The organism is Nocardia wallacei (assembly GCF_014466955.1).
Classification (GTDB): domain Bacteria; phylum Actinomycetota; class Actinomycetes; order Mycobacteriales; family Mycobacteriaceae; genus Nocardia; species Nocardia wallacei.
This window is the reverse complement of record NZ_AP023396.1, coordinates 6588751-6607058: the sequence shown is the minus strand read 5'-3', so window position 1 is coordinate 6607058 and position 18308 is coordinate 6588751. Positions and strand designations below refer to the sequence as shown.

Annotated in this window: 15 protein-coding genes and 3 rRNA genes; 16 read left to right on the top strand and 2 right to left on the bottom strand. The window is 64.0% G+C overall.

The genetic code is table 11. The features are described from left to right. Positions 1 to 49: 49 nt before the first annotated feature. The 14 genes from NWFMUON74_RS29370 to NWFMUON74_RS29305 all read left to right on the top strand — a co-directional run bounded on the left by NWFMUON74_RS29370 (position 50) and on the right by NWFMUON74_RS29305 (position 14725). Positions 50 to 1015 (top strand): F0F1 ATP synthase subunit gamma, encoded by a 966-nt coding sequence (locus tag NWFMUON74_RS29370; RefSeq protein ID WP_187684974.1) that lies wholly within the window; start codon positions 50 to 52, stop codon positions 1013 to 1015. 93 nt (positions 1016 to 1108) lie between these two features. After that, a complete protein-coding gene (atpD, locus tag NWFMUON74_RS29365; RefSeq protein ID WP_187684973.1) occupies positions 1109 to 2557 on the top strand; it encodes a F0F1 ATP synthase subunit beta in 1449 nt (482 codons plus the stop codon). 6 nt (positions 2558 to 2563) lie between these two features. Continuing rightward, entirely contained in the window at positions 2564 to 2938 is a 375-nt protein-coding gene (locus NWFMUON74_RS29360; protein ID WP_187684972.1) for a F0F1 ATP synthase subunit epsilon, read from the top strand. Between the two features lie 52 nt (positions 2939 to 2990). Continuing rightward, entirely contained in the window at positions 2991 to 3923 is a 933-nt protein-coding gene (locus NWFMUON74_RS29355; protein ID WP_342452774.1) for an MspA family porin, read from the top strand. 29 nt (positions 3924 to 3952) lie between these two features. Next, positions 3953 to 4630, top strand: a complete 678-nt coding sequence (locus NWFMUON74_RS29350; RefSeq protein ID WP_187684971.1) for an MspA family porin — start codon at positions 3953 to 3955, stop codon at positions 4628 to 4630. A 196-nt stretch (positions 4631 to 4826) separates the two neighbouring features. After that, complete coding sequence (locus NWFMUON74_RS29345; protein ID WP_187684970.1) at positions 4827 to 5243, top strand: DUF2550 domain-containing protein; 417 nt, start codon at positions 4827 to 4829, stop codon at positions 5241 to 5243. A 26-nt stretch (positions 5244 to 5269) separates the two neighbouring features. Further along, on the top strand, positions 5270 to 5863 hold the full coding sequence (locus NWFMUON74_RS29340; RefSeq protein WP_187684969.1) for a cob(I)yrinic acid a,c-diamide adenosyltransferase: 594 nt from the start codon (positions 5270 to 5272) through the stop codon (positions 5861 to 5863). 44 nt (positions 5864 to 5907) lie between these two features. Then, a complete protein-coding gene (murA, locus tag NWFMUON74_RS29335) occupies positions 5908 to 7161 on the top strand; it encodes a UDP-N-acetylglucosamine 1-carboxyvinyltransferase (RefSeq protein ID WP_187684968.1) in 1254 nt (417 codons plus the stop codon). Between the two features lie 446 nt (positions 7162 to 7607). Continuing rightward, positions 7608 to 9126 (top strand): 16S ribosomal RNA (locus NWFMUON74_RS29330). Positions 9127 to 9425: 299 nt separating this feature from the next. Next, positions 9426 to 12532 (top strand): 23S ribosomal RNA (locus tag NWFMUON74_RS29325). A 69-nt stretch (positions 12533 to 12601) separates the two neighbouring features. After that, a 5S ribosomal RNA gene (gene rrf, locus NWFMUON74_RS29320) occupies positions 12602 to 12718 on the top strand. The 16S, 23S and 5S rRNA genes sit together here, the layout of an rRNA operon. Before the next feature lie 242 nt (positions 12719 to 12960). Next, on the top strand, positions 12961 to 13692 hold the full coding sequence (locus tag NWFMUON74_RS29315; protein WP_187684967.1) for a rhomboid-like protein: 732 nt from the start codon (positions 12961 to 12963) through the stop codon (positions 13690 to 13692). A gap of 38 nt (positions 13693 to 13730) precedes the next feature. Beyond that, positions 13731 to 14408 (top strand): endonuclease NucS, encoded by a 678-nt coding sequence (gene nucS, locus NWFMUON74_RS29310; RefSeq protein WP_187684966.1) that lies wholly within the window; start codon positions 13731 to 13733, stop codon positions 14406 to 14408. Between the two features lie 11 nt (positions 14409 to 14419). Beyond that, entirely contained in the window at positions 14420 to 14725 is a 306-nt protein-coding gene (locus NWFMUON74_RS29305; RefSeq protein WP_187684965.1) for an ATP/GTP-binding protein, read from the top strand. A gap of 295 nt (positions 14726 to 15020) precedes the next feature. Here the strand turns inward: NWFMUON74_RS29305 and NWFMUON74_RS29300 are convergent, their stop codons facing one another. Both NWFMUON74_RS29300 and mce read right to left on the bottom strand, forming a co-directional pair. Beyond that, positions 15021 to 16016, bottom strand: coding sequence for a coiled-coil domain-containing protein (locus NWFMUON74_RS29300; RefSeq protein ID WP_187689500.1), 996 nt, complete (start codon positions 16014 to 16016; stop codon positions 15021 to 15023). Between the two features lie 86 nt (positions 16017 to 16102). After that, on the bottom strand, positions 16103 to 16600 hold the full coding sequence (mce, locus tag NWFMUON74_RS29295; protein WP_187689499.1) for a methylmalonyl-CoA epimerase: 498 nt from the start codon (positions 16598 to 16600) through the stop codon (positions 16103 to 16105). A gap of 65 nt (positions 16601 to 16665) precedes the next feature. On the opposite strand from mce, the gene NWFMUON74_RS29290 reads away from it, so the two are divergent. Next, positions 16666 to 17847 carry an acetyl-CoA C-acetyltransferase gene (locus NWFMUON74_RS29290; RefSeq protein ID WP_187684964.1) on the top strand — a complete coding sequence of 394 codons (1182 nt, stop codon included), beginning with the start codon at positions 16666 to 16668 and terminating at the stop codon, positions 17845 to 17847. A gap of 69 nt (positions 17848 to 17916) precedes the next feature. Beyond that, positions 17917 to 18270 (top strand): DUF3817 domain-containing protein, encoded by a 354-nt coding sequence (locus tag NWFMUON74_RS29285; protein WP_187684963.1) that lies wholly within the window; start codon positions 17917 to 17919, stop codon positions 18268 to 18270. The last annotated feature ends 38 nt before the right edge of the window (positions 18271 to 18308 follow it).

Sequence of the window (18308 nt, the reverse complement as noted above, 5' to 3'; positions counted from 1 at the left end):
ACGACTCATGTGCGATTGCCGGACAAGCGAATGGAAGGGAGTGTGACGAATGGCTAGCATCCGCGAACTGCGCTCCCGCATTCGCAGTGTGAGTTCGATCAAGAAGATCACCAAGGCCCAGGAGCTGATCGCGACCTCGCGCATCACCAAGGCCCAGGCCCGGGTGGCCGCCGCGAAGCCCTACGCGGAGGAGATCACGAAGGTGCTCGGCGAATTGGCTGGCGCCTCCACGAATCTCACGCACCCGCTGCTGACCGAACGTCCGAACCCGAGCCGTGCGGCGGTGCTGGTCATCACCAGCGACCGCGGCATGGCCGGTGGCTACAACTCCAACGTGCTCAAGCGCGCCGAGGAACTGATGACCACGCTGCGCTCCGAGGGCAAGGAGCCGGTGCTGTACGTGATGGGTGCCAAGGGGCTGACCTACTACTCCTTCCGTGGCCGCAAGCCGCACGGGTCGTGGGTCGGGTTCTCGCAGCAGCCGCACTACACCGACGCGTCGGCCGCGTGCAACCACCTGGTCGAGGCTTTCATGGCGGGCGGCGAGGGCGAGGTGCCGACGGCCGACGGCACGGGCACCATGGCGGGCGTGGACGAGATCCACATCGTCTACACCCGCTTCGTGTCGATGCTGTCGCAGGTGCCGGAAGTGCGTCGGCTGGCGCCGATCCAGGTGAGCTTCGTCGACGAGAACTACGAGCTGGGTGAGGATTTCGTGTCGGACAGTCCCGACGCCAACGTCACCGCGCAGTACGAGTTCGAGCCCGACGCGGAGACGCTGCTGGGCGCGCTGCTGCCGAAGTACGTCAACACCCGGATCTACTCGTCATTGCTCGAGGCCGCCGCCTCGGAGTCGGCCGCGCGCCGCACCGCAATGAAGGCCGCCACCGACAACGCCACGGATCTGGTGAACAACCTGACCCGCCAGGCGAACTCGATCCGGCAGGCCAACATCACGCAGGAAATCAGTGAAATCGTCGGCGGCGCGAACGCGCTGGCAGCCACTGGCGACTAGCCCACCACGCGGTGGGAGCGACGGGACCGTAGGAGGCAGCTTGCGTAACCACGTAGGGACCCGCGTACACCGCCATATCTTCGGAGAAGACTAATGACCGCAGCAGTTACTGCAGAAAACACCAGCCGGGCGGGCGCTGGCACAGGCCGCGTCGCCCGGGTCATCGGCCCAGTCGTGGACGTCGAGTTCCCGCGTGGTGCCATCCCCGAGCTGTACAACGCCCTGCACGCCGAGGTCACCCTGCCCTCGGTAGCCAAGACCCTGACCCTCGAGGTGGCACAGCACCTGGGCGACAACATCGTTCGCACCATCTCGATGCAGCCGACCGACGGCCTGACCCGTGGCGCGGCAGTGCAGGACACCGGCAAGCCGATCTCGGTGCCCGTCGGTGACGTCGTCAAGGGCCACGTGTTCAACGCCCTGGGCGACTGCCTGGACGCGCCGGGCACCGGCCGTGACGGCGAGCAGTGGGGCATCCACCGCGAGCCGCCGCCGTTCGATCAGCTCGAGGGCAAGACCGAGATCCTGGAGACCGGCGTCAAGGTGCTCGACCTGCTCACCCCGTACGTGAAGGGTGGCAAGATCGGCCTGTTCGGTGGCGCCGGTGTCGGCAAGACCGTGCTGATCCAGGAGATGATCACCCGTATCGCCCGCGAGTTCTCCGGTACCTCGGTGTTCGCGGGCGTCGGCGAGCGCACCCGTGAGGGCACCGACCTGCACCTGGAGATGGAGGAGATGGGCGTCCTGCAGGACACCGCCCTCGTCTTCGGCCAGATGGACGAGCCGCCGGGGACCCGTATGCGGGTGGCCCTGTCCGCACTGACCATGGCGGAGTACTTCCGCGATGTGCAGGGCCAGGACGTGCTGCTGTTCATCGACAACATCTTCCGTTTCACCCAGGCCGGTTCCGAGGTGTCGACCCTGCTGGGCCGTATGCCCTCGGCCGTCGGTTACCAGCCGACCCTGGCCGACGAGATGGGTCAGCTGCAGGAGCGGATCACCTCGACCCGCGGCCGCTCGATCACCTCGATGCAGGCGATCTACGTGCCCGCCGACGACTACACCGACCCGGCGCCGGCGACCACCTTCGCCCACCTGGACGCGACGACCGAGCTGTCGCGCCCGATTTCGCAGAAGGGTATCTACCCCGCCGTCGACCCGCTGACCTCGACGAGCCGGATCCTCGAAGCGTCCATCGTGGGCGACCGGCACTTCGCGGTGGCCAACGAGGTGAAGCGAATCCTGCAGAAGTACAAGGAACTTCAGGACATCATCGCGATTCTGGGTATGGACGAGCTCTCCGAGGAGGACAAGGTCCTCGTCGGCCGTGCCCGTCGCCTGGAGAAGTTCCTCGGCCAGAACTTCATCGTCGCCGAGAAGTTCACCGGTCAGCCGGGTTCGGTCGTGCCGCTGGAGCAGACCATCGACGACTTCGACCGGGTCTGCAAGGGCGAATTCGACCACCTGCCGGAGCAGGCGTTCAACTCCTGCGGTGGCCTGGACGATGTCGAGGCAGCCGCGAAGAAGATCGCCGGGAAGTAGTCCGTCATGGCAGATATGTCAGTTGATCTGGTCGCCATCGAACGGCGGCTGTGGTCGGGGCAGGCGAGCTTCGTCGTCGCCGAGACCACCGAGGGTCAGATCGGTATTCTGCACGGCCACGAGCCGCTGCTCGGCCAGCTGGTCGAGGGCGGCACCGTGATCATCGACAGCACCGAGGGCGAGCGCATCGTCGCCGCCGTGCACGGCGGGTTCTTCTCGGTGACCGCGTCGAGCGTGCGGATTCTCGCCGAGTCGGCGGAATTCGCGAGCGACGTGGATATCGACGCCGCGCGGGCGGTGCTCGCCGACCCGAACGCGTCGGAGCACGCGCAGAACGTGGCGCGCGGGCAGGTGCGCGCGGCCGAGGCCATGCCCGCCTGACCGGCCCGAACACGAACCACGGCCCCCGGGACGATCCCCGGGGGCCGTTGTTTTGTACCGATTCTCGGGATACCACAAGTCATTTCGTCGATTCACCGTTCGAATTCGTGACACAGTTGCCGGGGTACGAATCAATCGACCTGCTCGGGTTAGTATCGAGCACCGGTCCGCTCGCGACCGAACTCGCCGACGATCTCTCGGCATTTTCGAAAGTTTCAGGCTTCACCTGAAGTACCGAGCATTACCTCAGCACTGTCCGGTCGGCGCACGCGTGGTCGCCATCGGTGGTACCGGCGGCCTCGCCACGATGAGCGAGGGGTGGATGATCAAGGATCAGGTAAACGGAACGCGACGGCTCGTGCGAATCACCGCCGCGGCGGCGACGATCGCGACGGTATTCGGCCTGTGGTCGCCGGGCGCCGCGCGGGCGGATACCTTCGTGCCGCTGCCCGACGGACATATCGAACGGGCGGGGGTCGTCATTCACAGCTCCGGTGAGCACGCGGTGCTGTCACCGTCACTGGCGGCCAACGGCGCCGGCCGCATGGCCTGGGTCAGCGGCGATGTGACCGTCGACATCGATACGCCGCCGGGTGTGGTCGGTCCCAACAATGGCGCGCTGAACGAGCCGGGCACCAATAATTCGTCGACGCACGGGTCCTCCGGACTGACCGTCGGCTATCTCGTCGGCTGCCAGGTGGCGCTCGGATCGTTCGGTCCCTCGCTCGGCGCGACGCCCTCCTCGACACCGTCCATCACCGCCGGTGTGTCCTTTCCGATCAGCCCCGGCGAGGTGAAATGGGTGCAGATCAACAACAAGGACATGACCAAATCGGGCCGGTATTTCCTGAATTACCAAGACGTTCCGATGGAAGTACAGGGCTGTGTCGGTTATGCGCAGGCCCGCAGTTTCGCCGTGGTCGAGGTCATCGGCCCCGACTATCACAAGGTCACGCTGTACGGCCAGCCGTTCAGCATCGGCTGATCCGGCTCTCGAATGCGAAAGGAAAACGCATGAACCGCAGTGGAACCGCGCGACGCGGCCGGGCGATCGGGTTGCCGACGGCGGTGGCCGTCGCGCTGGGATCGTGGTCCGCGGGCGCCGCGAATGCCGACACGTTCGTTCCGCTGCAGGGCGGTTCGATCACCCGCACGCTCGGTGACGGCACCGTGGTGACGCTGTCGATCCTGGACGAGTCGGCGACGATCAGCGGATCCATGGGGGCGACGCCGACCCACCGCAATGTCTGGACGTCGGGCCGGGTGGTCGCCGATGTGTCCGGGCCCGGCGCGGATTCGGCGAGTATCCAGCTGAATCCGGGATACGTGGTGGGCTGCCAGGTGGACATCGGGTCGCTGAACTCGCAGGACACGGACACTCAGGGGGCGAGTGGTACGGGGCTGGCCGCACCCGTCATCGGGGTCACCGAAACCCTCACCATCGCCCCCGGCCAAGCCGTGACCCGCTATGTCCTCGACATCGAGCAACCGGACGACTACGGCAACGAGATTCACAAGAAGCACCCGACCGTCGACGGTCCGCACGCCAGCGTCAGCTGGACCGACGAGACCTTCGCGATCAACGGGTGCGGCGGTTACGCCCAGGCGAGGGCGTTCACGATGGCCGACGTCTCGACCGAGGCCGGGGAGAGCATGCTCACCGTCTGGGGCCAGCCGTTCACCATGGGCTGAGCCCGCGCCGTTCCGATTGCTCCGGGCGCGAAATCGCCGTTCACGCGCCCCGGGCAGCCCTTCCGATTAGGCTCACGCACTGCGTTATGGGACTGTTTGTAGACTCGCCCCAACGGTGACCTTGTTCGGGGATGGCACGGTACCCGCACCAGCACAGGGGCAAAGGCGAAGGGACGGACCTGGATTGCGGACCGGGATGGTGTTTCTGATCATTCTGGTGCTGCTGCTCGTCGGCCTGGCGCTGGTTTCGATCTACCGTTTCGTCATGCTGCGCCGCGGCGGGACGGCCGCGATTCTGCGCGTGCTGCCGGCCAAGGGCGGGCAGGGCTGGCGGCACGGCCTGATCCGCTACGACGAAGACCGGCTGGTCTTCTTCAAGCTGACCAGCGTGAAATTGGGGGCCGACGCCACCATTCGGCGTCTGGGTATCGAAGTCACCGATCGCCGCGGCCCGGTCGGCGACGAATACGACATCATGACCGACGACATCATCGTCATCGCGGTCTCCGACGGCGACGGCAGTTACGAACTCGCCCTGGACCGTGGGGCGTTGGCGGCCTTCCTGTCCTGGGTGGAGTCGCGCCCCTCCGAGCGAATCCGCCGCCGCCGGTGATCATCGTCCGGCGCTAGGGTTGTGGTGTGAGCGTGCACCTGACTCGGATCTATACGCGAACCGGCGACGACGGCACCACGGGCTTGAGCGACTTCTCCCGGGTGGCCAAGACCGACCCGCGGCTGGTCGCCTATGCCGACTGTGACGAGACCAACGCCGCGATCGGCGTCGCGATCGCGCTCGGCGCACCCGATCCCGAGATCGAGCGGGTGCTGCGTCAGGTGCAGAACGACCTCTTCGACGCCGGCGCCGATCTGTCCACACCGGTGGTGGCCGATCCGAAGTACCCGCCGCTGCGCATCACCCAGGACTACATCGACCGGCTGGAACGCTGGTGCGACCGGTTCAATGATGGTCTGGCGCCGTTGAATTCGTTCATCCTGCCGGGCGGCACCCCGCTGGCGGCGCTGCTGCACACCGCGCGGACGGTGGCGCGCCGGACCGAGCGGTCTGCTTGGGCGGCGGTCGCCGCGCACCCCGACGACACCTCGGTGCTGCCCGTGAAATATTTGAACCGGCTGTCGGATCTGCTGTTCATCCTGGGGAGGGTGGCCAACCCGGACGGCGATGTGCTGTGGCGCCCCGGCGTTTCGGACGAGAACGTGGCGGGCGCGGAGTAGCGGAGTGGTCACCATCGTTCGTCGCGCCCACTAGGCTGACCCCCGTGAGTGAACGGTTTCTGGTGACCGGGGGCAGTCGGCTCGCCGGCGAGGTGGCGGTCGGTGGTGCCAAGAACAGCGTGCTCAAGCTGATGGCCGCCGCACTGCTGGCCGAGGGCACGACGACGATCACCAACTGCCCGGACATCCTCGATGTCCCGCTGATGGCCGAGGTGCTGCGTGGTCTCGGCTGCGATGTGGTGGTCGACGGCTCCGTGGTGACCATCGATACCCCTACCGAACCGAAGTACCACGCGGATTTCCCCGCGGTCACGCAGTTCCGGGCCTCGGTCTGCGTACTCGGGCCGCTGATGGCCCGGTGCAAGCGCGCGGTGGTGGCGTTGCCCGGTGGCGATGCGATCGGTTCCCGGCCGCTCGACATGCATCAGACCGGATTGCGCCTGCTCGGCGCGACCAGCGAGATCGAGCATGGCTGCCTGGTCGCTCGCGCCGACGAGCTGCAGGGCGCGCGCATCCGGCTGGACTTCCCCTCGGTCGGCGCGACCGAGAACATTCTGATGGCCGCGGTGCTGGCCGAGGGCGAGACGGTTATCGACAACGCCGCGCGCGAACCGGAGATCGTCGACCTGTGCACGATGCTGACCCGGATGGGCGCGCGCATCAGCGGTGCGGGTACCTCGGTCCTGACCATCGACGGGGTGCGCAAGCTCTCTCCGGCCACTCATCAGGTGATCGGCGACCGCATCGTCGCGGCCACCTGGGGTATCGCCGCCGCCATGACGCTGGGCGACGTCCGGGTGACGGGCATCAATCCCAAGCATCTGTCGCTGGTGCTGGACAAGTTGCGCTCCGCCGGTGCGCGAATCTCGTTCGAGCCGGACGGTTTTCGCGTCGTGCAGGCCGAGCGGCCGCGCGCGGTGAACTTCTCGACACTGCCGTTCCCCGGTTTTCCGACCGACCTGCAGCCGATGGCCATCGGCCTCGCGGCCATCGCGGACGGCACCTCCATGATCACCGAGAACGTCTTCGAGGCTCGATTCCGCTTCGTGGAGGAGATGATTCGGCTGGGCGCCGACGCCCGTACCGACGGCCACCATGCCGTGGTGCGCGGGATCCCACGGTTGTCGAGCGCGCCGGTCTGGTCATCCGATATCCGCGCCGGCGCCGGCCTGGTGCTCGCGGGTCTGGTCGCCGACGGCGTGACCGAGGTGCACGACGTCTTCCACATCGACCGCGGCTACCCCGACTTCGTCGAGAACCTGCGCGCGCTGGGTGCCGGAGTCGAGCGCGTGAGTTGATCGCAGAACGCCCCTGACCAGGCGATTTGACATCGATTCCACCGACACGTAACTTATTCCGAGTCAGAGCGACACGGACACCGACCCGGGCCGAGAGGCCGGGGACACGAGGTTGGACGATGAGCGCCTGACGATCACACTGGCTCTACCTGAACTCGGATTTGGTCCGTGTTCACGGTCGGGCTAAGCTGTAAAAGTTGCCCAGCCGATCGACCGGGGTACTCCCGTGAGGTCACTGGTGCGTGTGTTCTTTGAGAACTCAATAGTGTGTCGATGAATGTCAGTGCCAATTATTTTTGGTTCCTGTTTCTCATACCCCCGTGTGAGGGCAGGATGTTTTTGTCAGCTATTTTCCGGCTGGCGTTTTAGTTAGGTTTTCGGACTCTGGTTCGAGATTACTTCTGAGTTGAGAGTGCCGAGTGTTCGGCTTCTCGCTTTGTGAGTCTTCAACGGAGAGTTTGATCCTGGCTCAGGACGAACGCTGGCGGCGTGCTTAACACATGCAAGTCGAGCGGTAAGGCCCTTCGGGGTACACGAGCGGCGAACGGGTGAGTAACACGTGGGTGATCTGCCTCGTACTCTGGGATAAGCCTGGGAAACTGGGTCTAATACCGGATATGACCACGAGCCGCATGGTTTGTGGTGGAAAGATTTATCGGTGCGAGATGGGCCCGCGGCCTATCAGCTTGTTGGTGGGGTAATGGCCTACCAAGGCGACGACGGGTAGCCGGCCTGAGAGGGCGACCGGCCACACTGGGACTGAGACACGGCCCAGACTCCTACGGGAGGCAGCAGTGGGGAATATTGCACAATGGGCGGAAGCCTGATGCAGCGACGCCGCGTGCGGGATGACGGCCTTCGGGTTGTAAACCGCTTTCGACAGGGACGAAGCGTGAGTGACGGTACCTGTAGAAGAAGCACCGGCCAACTACGTGCCAGCAGCCGCGGTAATACGTAGGGTGCGAGCGTTGTCCGGAATTACTGGGCGTAAAGAGCTTGTAGGCGGTTTGTCGCGTCGTTCGTGAAAACTTGGGGCTCAACCCCAAGCTTGCGGGCGATACGGGCAGACTAGAGTACTGCAGGGGAGACTGGAATTCCTGGTGTAGCGGTGAAATGCGCAGATATCAGGAGGAACACCGGTGGCGAAGGCGGGTCTCTGGGCAGTAACTGACGCTGAGAAGCGAAAGCGTGGGTAGCGAACAGGATTAGATACCCTGGTAGTCCACGCCGTAAACGGTGGGTACTAGGTGTGGGTTTCCTTCCACGGGATCCGTGCCGTAGCTAACGCATTAAGTACCCCGCCTGGGGAGTACGGCCGCAAGGCTAAAACTCAAAGGAATTGACGGGGGCCCGCACAAGCGGCGGAGCATGTGGATTAATTCGATGCAACGCGAAGAACCTTACCTGGGTTTGACATACACCAGACGCCGGCAGAGATGTCGGTTCCCTTGTGGCTGGTGTACAGGTGGTGCATGGCTGTCGTCAGCTCGTGTCGTGAGATGTTGGGTTAAGTCCCGCAACGAGCGCAACCCTTGTCCTGTGTTGCCAGCGGATTATGCCGGGGACTCGCAGGAGACTGCCGGGGTCAACTCGGAGGAAGGTGGGGACGACGTCAAGTCATCATGCCCCTTATGTCCAGGGCTTCACACATGCTACAATGGCCGGTACAGAGGGCTGCGATATCGTGAGGTGGAGCGAATCCCTTAAAGCCGGTCTCAGTTCGGATCGGGGTCTGCAACTCGACCCCGTGAAGTTGGAGTCGCTAGTAATCGCAGATCAGCAACGCTGCGGTGAATACGTTCCCGGGCCTTGTACACACCGCCCGTCACGTCATGAAAGTCGGTAACACCCGAAGCCGGTGGCCTAACCCCTTGTGGGAGGGAGCTGTCGAAGGTGGGATTGGCGATTGGGACGAAGTCGTAACAAGGTAGCCGTACCGGAAGGTGCGGCTGGATCACCTCCTTTCTAAGGAGCATTCTCCAGTGAGTGTCCCGAGGAGTCGGGATCGCTTCTGGCAGAGCCACTTCGAGGACGAATGATCCTCGGTGGTGCTCATGGGTGGAACGCTGACATGTGCCGGTCTTCGGGCCGGAGGTAGTCGACACACTATTGGGTCCTGAAAGAACAGACGTTCTTTCTGGGAAATCATGACGATCCGTTCGGGTTTTCGTTAGTACCGCGCAGCGTGCTGTGGCTGGCTTCGAGGTTCGATCCGATGCGGGTGTGTTGTTTGAGAACTGCACAGTGGACGCGAGCATCTTTGTTTGTAAGTGTTTAAGGGCGTTCGGTGGATGCCTTGGCACCAGGAGCCGATGAAGGACGTGGGAGGCTGCGATATGCCTCGGGGAGCTGTCAACCGAGCTGAGATCCGAGGATTTCCGAATGGGGAAACCCAGCACGAGTGATGTCGTGTTACCCGCATCTGAATATATAGGGTGTGTGGAGGGAACGTGGGGAAGTGAAACATCTCAGTACCCACAGGAAGAGAAAACAATTGTGATTCCGTGAGTAGTGGCGAGCGAAAGCGGATGAGGCTAAACCATGCGGATGTGATAGACGGCAGTCGTTGTCCGTGTGGGGTCGTGGGAGCATTCTTCTTGCTACTGCCGTAGTGAGCGAGAGTGAAAACAAGCTGTTAGTCGAAGTGGCCTGGGACGGTCCGTCGTAGAGGGTGAGAATCCCGTAGACGAAAACAGTTTGTCTCTCGTGAGTGTTTCCCGAGTAGCAGCGGGCCCGTGAAATCTGCTGTGAATCTGCCGGGACCACCCGGTAAGCCTGAATACTACCTGGTGACCGATAGCGGACTAGTACCGTGAGGGAAAGGTGAAAAGTACCCCGGGAGGGGAGTGAAATAGTACCTGAAACCGGACGCTTACAATCCGTCAGAGCCTTCTTTGTGGGGTGATGGCGTGCCTTTTGAAGAATGAGCCTGCGAGTCATCGGTGTGTGGCGAGGTTAACCCGTGTGGGGGAGCCGTAGCGAAAGCGAGTCCGAATAGGGCGTCTGAGTCGCATGTCATGGACCCGAAGCGGAGTGATCTACCCATGGCCAGGGTGAAGCGTCGGTAAGACGACGTGGAGGCCCGAACCCACTTAGGTTGAAAACTGAGGGGATGAGCTGTGGGTAGGGGTGAAAGGCCAATCAAACTCCGTGATAGCTGGTTCTCCCCGAAATGCATTTAGGTGCAGCGTCACGTGTTTCACACTGGAGGTAGAGCTACTGGATGGCCTAGGGGGCCTACAAGCTTACCGAAGTCAGCCAAACTCCGAATGCCGGTGTGTGAGAGCGTGGCAGTGAGACTGCGGGGGATAAGCTTCGTAGTCGAGAGGGAAACAGCCCAGATCGCCGGCTAAGGCCCCTAAGCGTGTACTAAGTGGAAAAGGATGTGAGATCGCTGAGACAACCAGGAGGTTGGCTTAGAAGCAGCCACCCTTGAAAGAGTGCGTAATAGCTCACTGGTCAAGTGGTCTTGCGCCGACAATGTAGCGGGGCTCAAGTACACCGCCGAAGCCGCGGCACTCCAGCATGTACATTCCCTTCGGGGCAGTGGTTGGGGTGGGTAGGGGAGCGTCCTGCAGCCAGGGAAGCGCCGGAGTGATCCAGGTGTGGAGGCTGTGGGAGTGAGAATGCAGGCATGAGTAGCGAAAGACGAGTGAGAAACTCGTCCGCCGGATGACCAAGGGTTCCTGGGCCAGGTTAATCCGCCCAGGGTGAGTCGGGACCTAAGGCGAGGCCGACAGGCGTAGTCGATGGACAACGGGTTGATATTCCCGTACCCGTGTATCCGCGCCCAATGGCGAATCAGTTGTGCTAAGCGCCCTGAACCGGATCTATCACCTTCGGGTGAGGAGATGGGGATGCGCGTGACCCTGGCTGTAGTAGTCAAGCGATGGGGTGACGCAGGAAGGTAGCTGGGCCCGGTGGTGGATTACCGGGTGTAAGCCTGTAGGGCGAGGCATAGGCAAATCCGTGTCTCATACAGCCTGAGAGGTGATGCGTAGCCGTTTGAGGTGAATTCAGTGATCCTATGCTGCCGAGAAAAGCCTCTAGTGAGTTGGTACACGGCCCGTACCCCAAACCGACACAGGTGGTCAGGTAGAGAATACCGAGGCGATCGAGAGAACTGTGGTGAAGGAACTCGGCAAAATACCTCCGTAACTTCGGGAGAAGGAGGGCCCGGTCCGGTGAACGCCCTTGCGGTGGGAGCTGGGTTGGGTCGCAGAGACCAGAGAGAAGCGACTGTTTACTAAAAACACAGGTCCGTGCGAAGTCGTAAGACGAGGTATACGGACTGACGCCTGCCCGGTGCCGGAAGGTTAAGAGGACCGGTTAGCCCTTTCGGGGGCGAAGCTGAGAATTTAAGCCCCGGTAAACGGCGGTGGTAACTATAACCATCCTAAGGTAGCGAAATTCCTTGTCGGGTAAGTTCCGACCTGCACGAATGGCGTAACGACTTCTCTGCTGTCTCCACCACAGACTCGGCGAAATTGCAGTACGAGTAAAGATGCTCGTTACGCGCGGCAGGACGAAAAGACCCCGGGACCTTCACTATAGCTTGGTATTGGTGTTCGGTACGGTTTGTGTAGGATAGGTGGGAGACTGTGAAAGCGGCACGCTAGTGTCGTGGGAGTCGTCGTTGAAATACCACTCTGGTCGTATTGGACTTCTAACCTCGGACCGTGATCCGGTTCAGGGACAGTGCCTGGTGGGTAGTTTAACTGGGGCGGTTGCCTCCTAAATGGTAACGGAGGCGCCCAAAGGTTCCCTCAGCCTGGTTGGTAATCAGGTGTTGAGTGTAAGTGCACAAGGGAGCTTGACTGTGAGACAGACATGTCGAGCAGGGACGAAAGTCGGGACTAGTGATCCGGCACCGGCGTGTGGAAGCGGTGTCGCTCAACGGATAAAAGGTACCCCGGGGATAACAGGCTGATCTTCCCCAAGAGTCCATATCGACGGGATGGTTTGGCACCTCGATGTCGGCTCGTCGCATCCTGGGGCTGGAGTAGGTCCCAAGGGTTGGGCTGTTCGCCCATTAAAGCGGCACGCGAGCTGGGTTTAGAACGTCGTGAGACAGTTCGGTCTCTATCCGCCGCGCGCGTTAGAAACTTGAGGAAGGCTGTCCCTAGTACGAGAGGACCGGGACGGACGAACCTCTGGTGTGCCAGTTGTTCCGCCAGGGGCATGGCTGGTTGGCTACGTTCGGAAGGGATAACCGCTGAAAGCATCTAAGCGGGAAGCCTGTTCCTAGATGAGGTTTCTCACCACTTCGAGTGGGTAAGGCCCCCAACAGATTATTGGGTTGATAGGCCGGAACTGGAAGCGCAGTAATGTGTGGAGGTGACCGGTACTAATAGGCCGAGGGCTTACCAACGAAGGTGTTACGCGTCCACTGTGCGGTATCTGAAACAACACACGATGTGTGTGGATAGTTTCATAGAGTTACGGCGGTTATAGCGGTGGGGAAACGCCCGGTCCCATTCCGAACCCGGAAGCTAAGCTCACCTGCGCCGATGGTACTGCACTCGACAGGGTGTGGGAGAGTAGGACACCGCCGGAACATACTTTCACGAAGGCCCCCAACAATGTTGGGGGCCTTCGTCATATCCGAGTCGGCATACCGGACAATGCGCGCCGGACAGGTGTAGAACCGCCGGATCGGGGCAAACTCGTTGTACACCCGGCCGGCGGGCCGGATTCACAGTCAGTTCACAAGGTACGGCAACCCGCGCGGCGCCGGTTCGCTGGATGATGGACGGGTAGCCCGGCATACGCGAGCCGCGCGGGAAGGACGAGGTACGGATGGTCGGCGAGGCAACGGCTGACACGGCTCCCACGCTCGGCGCCGCGCGCAGCGGCTGGCGGCGGTTCTTCCTCCCCGTGACCTACGGCTACGCCGCCATGCTCATCACGGTCGCCGCCCTGCTCGCGGCCCTCAGCGACGCCGCGCAGACCCAGGTGATCCTGCGTGCCAGCACCAACCTGAGCAACCTGCTGCGCGGCAATTACGGCACGCTCGTCTCCAGCGCCCTGGTGGTGGGGGACGGCGCAGCCGCGGCGCTGCTCATCCCCTTGCTCGTCTGCCTACTCGCCCTGGCCGAACGGCGGTTCGGCGCGCTGACCACGATCCGCATCTTCGTCGCCGGGCACATCGGCGCCACGCTGCTGGTCGCCGCGGGCCTGTGGGTGGCGGTGACGGCCGACTGGGTCCCGGTCAGCACGACGACCGCCGAAGACGTCGGCATCAGTTACGGCGCGATGGCGGTGATCGGTGCGTTCGTCGTCCTGCTGCCCCGGCAGTGGCGCGCGACCTGGTCGATCACCTGGCTGGCGGTCGCGGTGTCCGGTGTCGCGATGGGACGCACGTTCACCAATGTGGGGCATCTGCTCGCCCTCGCCATCGGGTTGGTGGGCGGCTTCTGGCTGCTGCGCACCCAGCGGGTGCGACTGCCTCGGTTGCCCCGGATGACGCGGTTCGAATGTGGCCTGCTGGCGGTCGCTTCCGCGCTGGGGTATCTGTTGCTCGTGGGCTGAATTACGCGGCCCGCACGGCCTCGCCTAAAGTGCCGGGGGTGCGCCTCGTGATTGCTCGCTGCCAGGTCGACTACGTGGGTCGGCTCACCGCTCACCTCCCGATGGCTCGCCGGCTGTTGCTGATGAAGGCCGACGGTTCGGTGCTGGTGCATTCCGACGGCGGCTCCTACAAGCCGCTCAACTGGATGAGCCCACCCTGCTGGCTGGAGGAGCGCGACAGCGAAACCGAGGCGGCGAAGCTGTGGGTGGTGACCAACAAGGCCGGTGAGGAACTGCGCATCACCGTCGCCGACATCGAGCACGACTCCGAGCACGATCTCGGCGTCGACCCGGGCCTGGTGAAGGACGGTGTGGAGGCGCATCTGCAGGAGCTGCTGGCCGAGCACATCGAGACCCTCGGGCCGGGCTTCTCGCTCATCCGGCGCGAATACATGACCGCGATCGGCCCGGTGGACATCCTGTGCCGCAACGCCGATGGCGGTACCGTGGCCGTGGAGATCAAGCGCCGCGGCGAAATCGACGGCGTCGAACAGCTGACCCGCTATCTGGAGTTGCTGAACCGGGATCCGCTGCTGGCCCCCGTCACCGGCGTCTTCGCCGCCCAGCAGATCAAGCCGCAGGCCAAGACCCTCGCCAACGACCGCGGAATCCGTTGCCTGACACTCGATTACGACGCCCTGCGCGGCACGGACAGCACCGAATTCCGGCTGTTCTAGTTTCGTCCGCCATGCCCCGCCGGAAACCGCGTCCCAAGCAGTCGCCGGCGCGGTTCCCACGGGATCCGCGCCCGATCGGCGACGTCTTCGGCCGCACCGAGACCGGCCCGGACGGCGACACCTACGTCGTCCGCACGATCCCCGGCTCCCGCGCCACCAAGACCTACCGCTGCCCCGGCTGTGACCATGAAATCCGGCCCGGCACACCGCATCTCGTCGCCTGGCGTGAACACGGCGGCGAGGACGACCGCCGCCACTGGCACACCGGCTGCTGGCGTGGCCGCCACACCCGCACCATCACGCGCCGCTGGTCCTGAGATCCGATCGCCGAGCCCCGAAAAACCAAGCCCCCCAAGCTGATGAGGGTCCCCGAAGCTGTGAGGCTGCCCCTCGGAAGTAGTGAAGGCCGCCCCGCAGTAGTGAAGGCTGCCCCCGAAGTCGTGAAGGCCGCCTGGAAGAAGTGAAGGCTGCTCCCGAAGTCGTGAAGGCCGCCCGGAAGAAGTGAAGGCCGCCCCTGAAGTAGTGAAGGCCGTCCCGCAAAGTAATGAAGGCCGCCCCGCTAGCGGGGCGGCCTTCGGACGGTCGATGTAGTGTCGCCCGGCAGGATCGGCGTCAGCTCGAGACTTCTGCGTTCTCGCGCTCTTCCTCGTCGACGAGCTCGTTCTCCTCGGCCTTGACCTCGGGGATGGCCTTCTGGCGTCCGGAACCGGACTGCTTGCCGGACAGCGAACGCTGCTCCGGCGCGCCGTCGAGCAGCTCGCTCTCGCGGTTGACGGCGGCGAGCATGGCCGGGACGGAATCGAGCTGGCCGCGAATTCCCAAGAGCTGGGCCAGAACTCGGCCTCGCAGGACGCGCATCTCCTCGGCCAGCTCCTTGGCGTGGGCGATCTTGCGATCGGCCTGCTGGGTGGCGGAGGTGACCAGACGGTTCGACTCGTCGGTCGCGTCCTTGATGCGCTGGGCGGCCTCGGAGCGGCTGCTGGCCTCGAGCTCCTCCATGGCGCGGGTGAGCTTGGTGCGCCGCTCCGCCATGGTGACCTCGAAGTCCTGCTGGGCGGCCTTGCGCTTGGCCTCGGCCTCCTTGGTGATCCGCTCGGCCTCGGCATTGGCGGCCTCGAGGATCTTCTTGGACTCCGAGCGCGCGTTGGCGAGGGTCTGCTCGAACTCGACCTCGAGCGCCTCGCGCTTCTCCTTGGTCTCGGCGAGCAGCGACTCGTACTTGCCGCGCATCTCGGTGGCCTGCTGCTCGGCGATCGAGATCATCTCGGCGGCCTCGGCCTGCGCCTGCGCGCGGACCTCGGAGGCCTCGTCGGAGGCGAGGCGGAGCATGCGCGAGATGCGATCGCTCATGCCCTCGGCGGTGGTCGGGGGCACCGACAACCGGTCGACTTCCTTACGCAGCTCATCGATTTCGTCGCGCGCGTCCTCCAGTTGGGCGGCGAGATTTCGGGCCTGGGCTGCGGCGGCGTCGCGATCTGTGGCGGTGACCCTTAGTTCAGCATCGAATCGGTCAAAGTAATTGCGCACCTCATCGCGGTCGTAGCCCTTTCGGACTACGGTAAACGGCAACGCGACGAAGCGATTGCGATCGGGCTCAGTGGACGACATGCCCCACAAACTACAGCCTGTCGGCCCACGATGGTGAGCCGACCGCGAATGTCGTTACGACAAGTTTCCCCGGTCGGAATCCGATACTAGTGAGTAGGATTCGGCGCCGGCTCCACGAGCTCGATGAGCACACCTCCAGCATCCTTCGGGTGTACGAAGTTTATCCGGGAATCGGCCGTTCCGCGGCGAGGCGCGTCGTACAGCAAACGCAGACCTCGCGAGCGCAGGAAAGTAGCCACCGCCTCGACGTCGGTGACGCGATACGCGAGTTGCTGGAGTCCGGGGCCGTTGCGATCGATGAACTTGGCGATCGTGGACGACTCGTCGACCGGAGCCAGCAACTGCAGAGCAGTCGAGTCGTCGCCGGCGCCGGGCAGTGACAGCATCGCCTCGTGCACCCCTTGGGCCTCATTGACCTCGCGGTGGGTTTCGACCATTCCGAGGTGCTCGGAGTACCACGCGACAGCGGTATCGAGGTCGGGAACGGCGACGCCGACATGGTCGACGGCGATCACGTAATCGGCGGGGATGAATTCGGGCGTATCGGTAGCGCTCACCCTTCGAACGGTAGCGCGGACCTGCATGGTGCCGTCGGGACGGCACCGGTTACCGTGGAGTACGGCGTTCCCACTCACAAGCGAGGTACATCGTGACTACCACCTCCGTCATCGTCTCCGGCGCGCGCACTCCGGTCGGCCGGCTGCTGGGTGGCCTGAAGGACTTCAGCGGTTCGGATCTGGGCGGTTTCGCGATCAAGGCGGCGCTGGAGAAGAGCGGCGTGCGGCCCGATCAGGTCGATTACGTGATCATGGGCCAGGTGCTCACCGCCGGCGCGGGCCAGATCCCCGCTCGGCAGGCCGCGGTCGCCGGTGGCATCCCGATGGATGTGCCCGCGCTGACGCTGAACAAGGTGTGCCTGTCCGGCATCAATGCAATTGCCTTGGCGGACCAGCTGATTCGTGCCGGTGAGTACGAGATCGTGGTGGCCGGCGGCCAGGAGTCGATGTCGCGAGCGCCGCATCTGCTGGAGAAGAGCCGCGAGGGCTTCAAGTACGGCGACGTCACGCTGCGCGACCACATGGCCTTCGACGGCCTGCACGACATCTTCACCGATCAGGCCATGGGCGCACTGACCGAGACCCGCAACGACGACGACCACATCAGCCGCGAGGACCAGGACGCCTTCGCCGCCGCCTCACACCAGAAGGCCGCCGCGGCCTGGAAGAACGGCCTGTTCGAGGACGAGGTGGTCCCGGTGGCGGTGCCCCAGCGCAAGGGCGACCCGATCCTGGTCGCCGAGGACGAGGGCATCCGTGCCGACACCACGGTGGAGTCGCTGGGCAAGCTGCGCCCCGCGTTCCGCAAGGACGGCACCATCACCGCGGGCTCGGCCTCCCAGATCTCCGACGGCGCCGCGGCCGTGGTCGTGATGAGCAAGGCCAAGGCCCAAGAGCTCGGCCTGAGCTGGATCGCCGAGATCGGCGCCGCCGGCGTGGTCGCGGGCCCCGACTCCACGCTGCAGCGGCAACCGGCCAACGCCATCGCCAAAGCCTGTGCGAAGGAAGGCATTTCGCCCGCCGACCTGGATGTGGTCGAGATCAACGAGGCGTTCGCCGCAGTGGGTGTCGCGTCGACCCGCCAGCTGGGCATTTCGCCCGAGAAGGTGAACGTCAACGGCGGTGCCATCGCCATCGGACATCCGCTCGGTATGTCGGGTGCCCGCATCGTGCTGCACCTCGCTCTGGAGCTGAAGCGCCGCGGCGGAGGCGTCGGCGCGGCCGCGCTGTGCGGCGGCGGAGGCCAGGGCGACGCGCTCATCATCCGGGCCTGACAGGTGTGTCGCACCCCACACCAACTACCCGCTGTCGTAGACCCACCACCGTTCGGCACAATAGGCCCCATGGGCGAATTCTTCGATGTGAGCACCGTGGCCAAGCGTGTGCGACTGTTCGGGACGCTGGAAGCGTTCTCCTGGGCGCTGCTGCTGACGGGCTCGGTGCTCAAGCGGCTGCCGGAACCGATCACCTGGCCGGTGATGGTGTTCGGGCTGCTCCACGGCCTGCTCTTCCTTCTCTTCGTGCTCAACGTCTTCCTTGCCTCCCGGGAGTTCGAGTGGCCGGGCAAGACGCTCGTGCTCGGCCTGCTCTCCTCGGTCGTTCCGTTCACCTCGGCCTGGTTCGAGCGGTGGGCGATCAAGAGCGGCCAATTGGGCGAATTGAGCACGGCCGCGGCACCTGCCGCTGCTCGTTCGTGACAAACTGGAAACCGTGACTCGACCTGCTGCACGTCGTC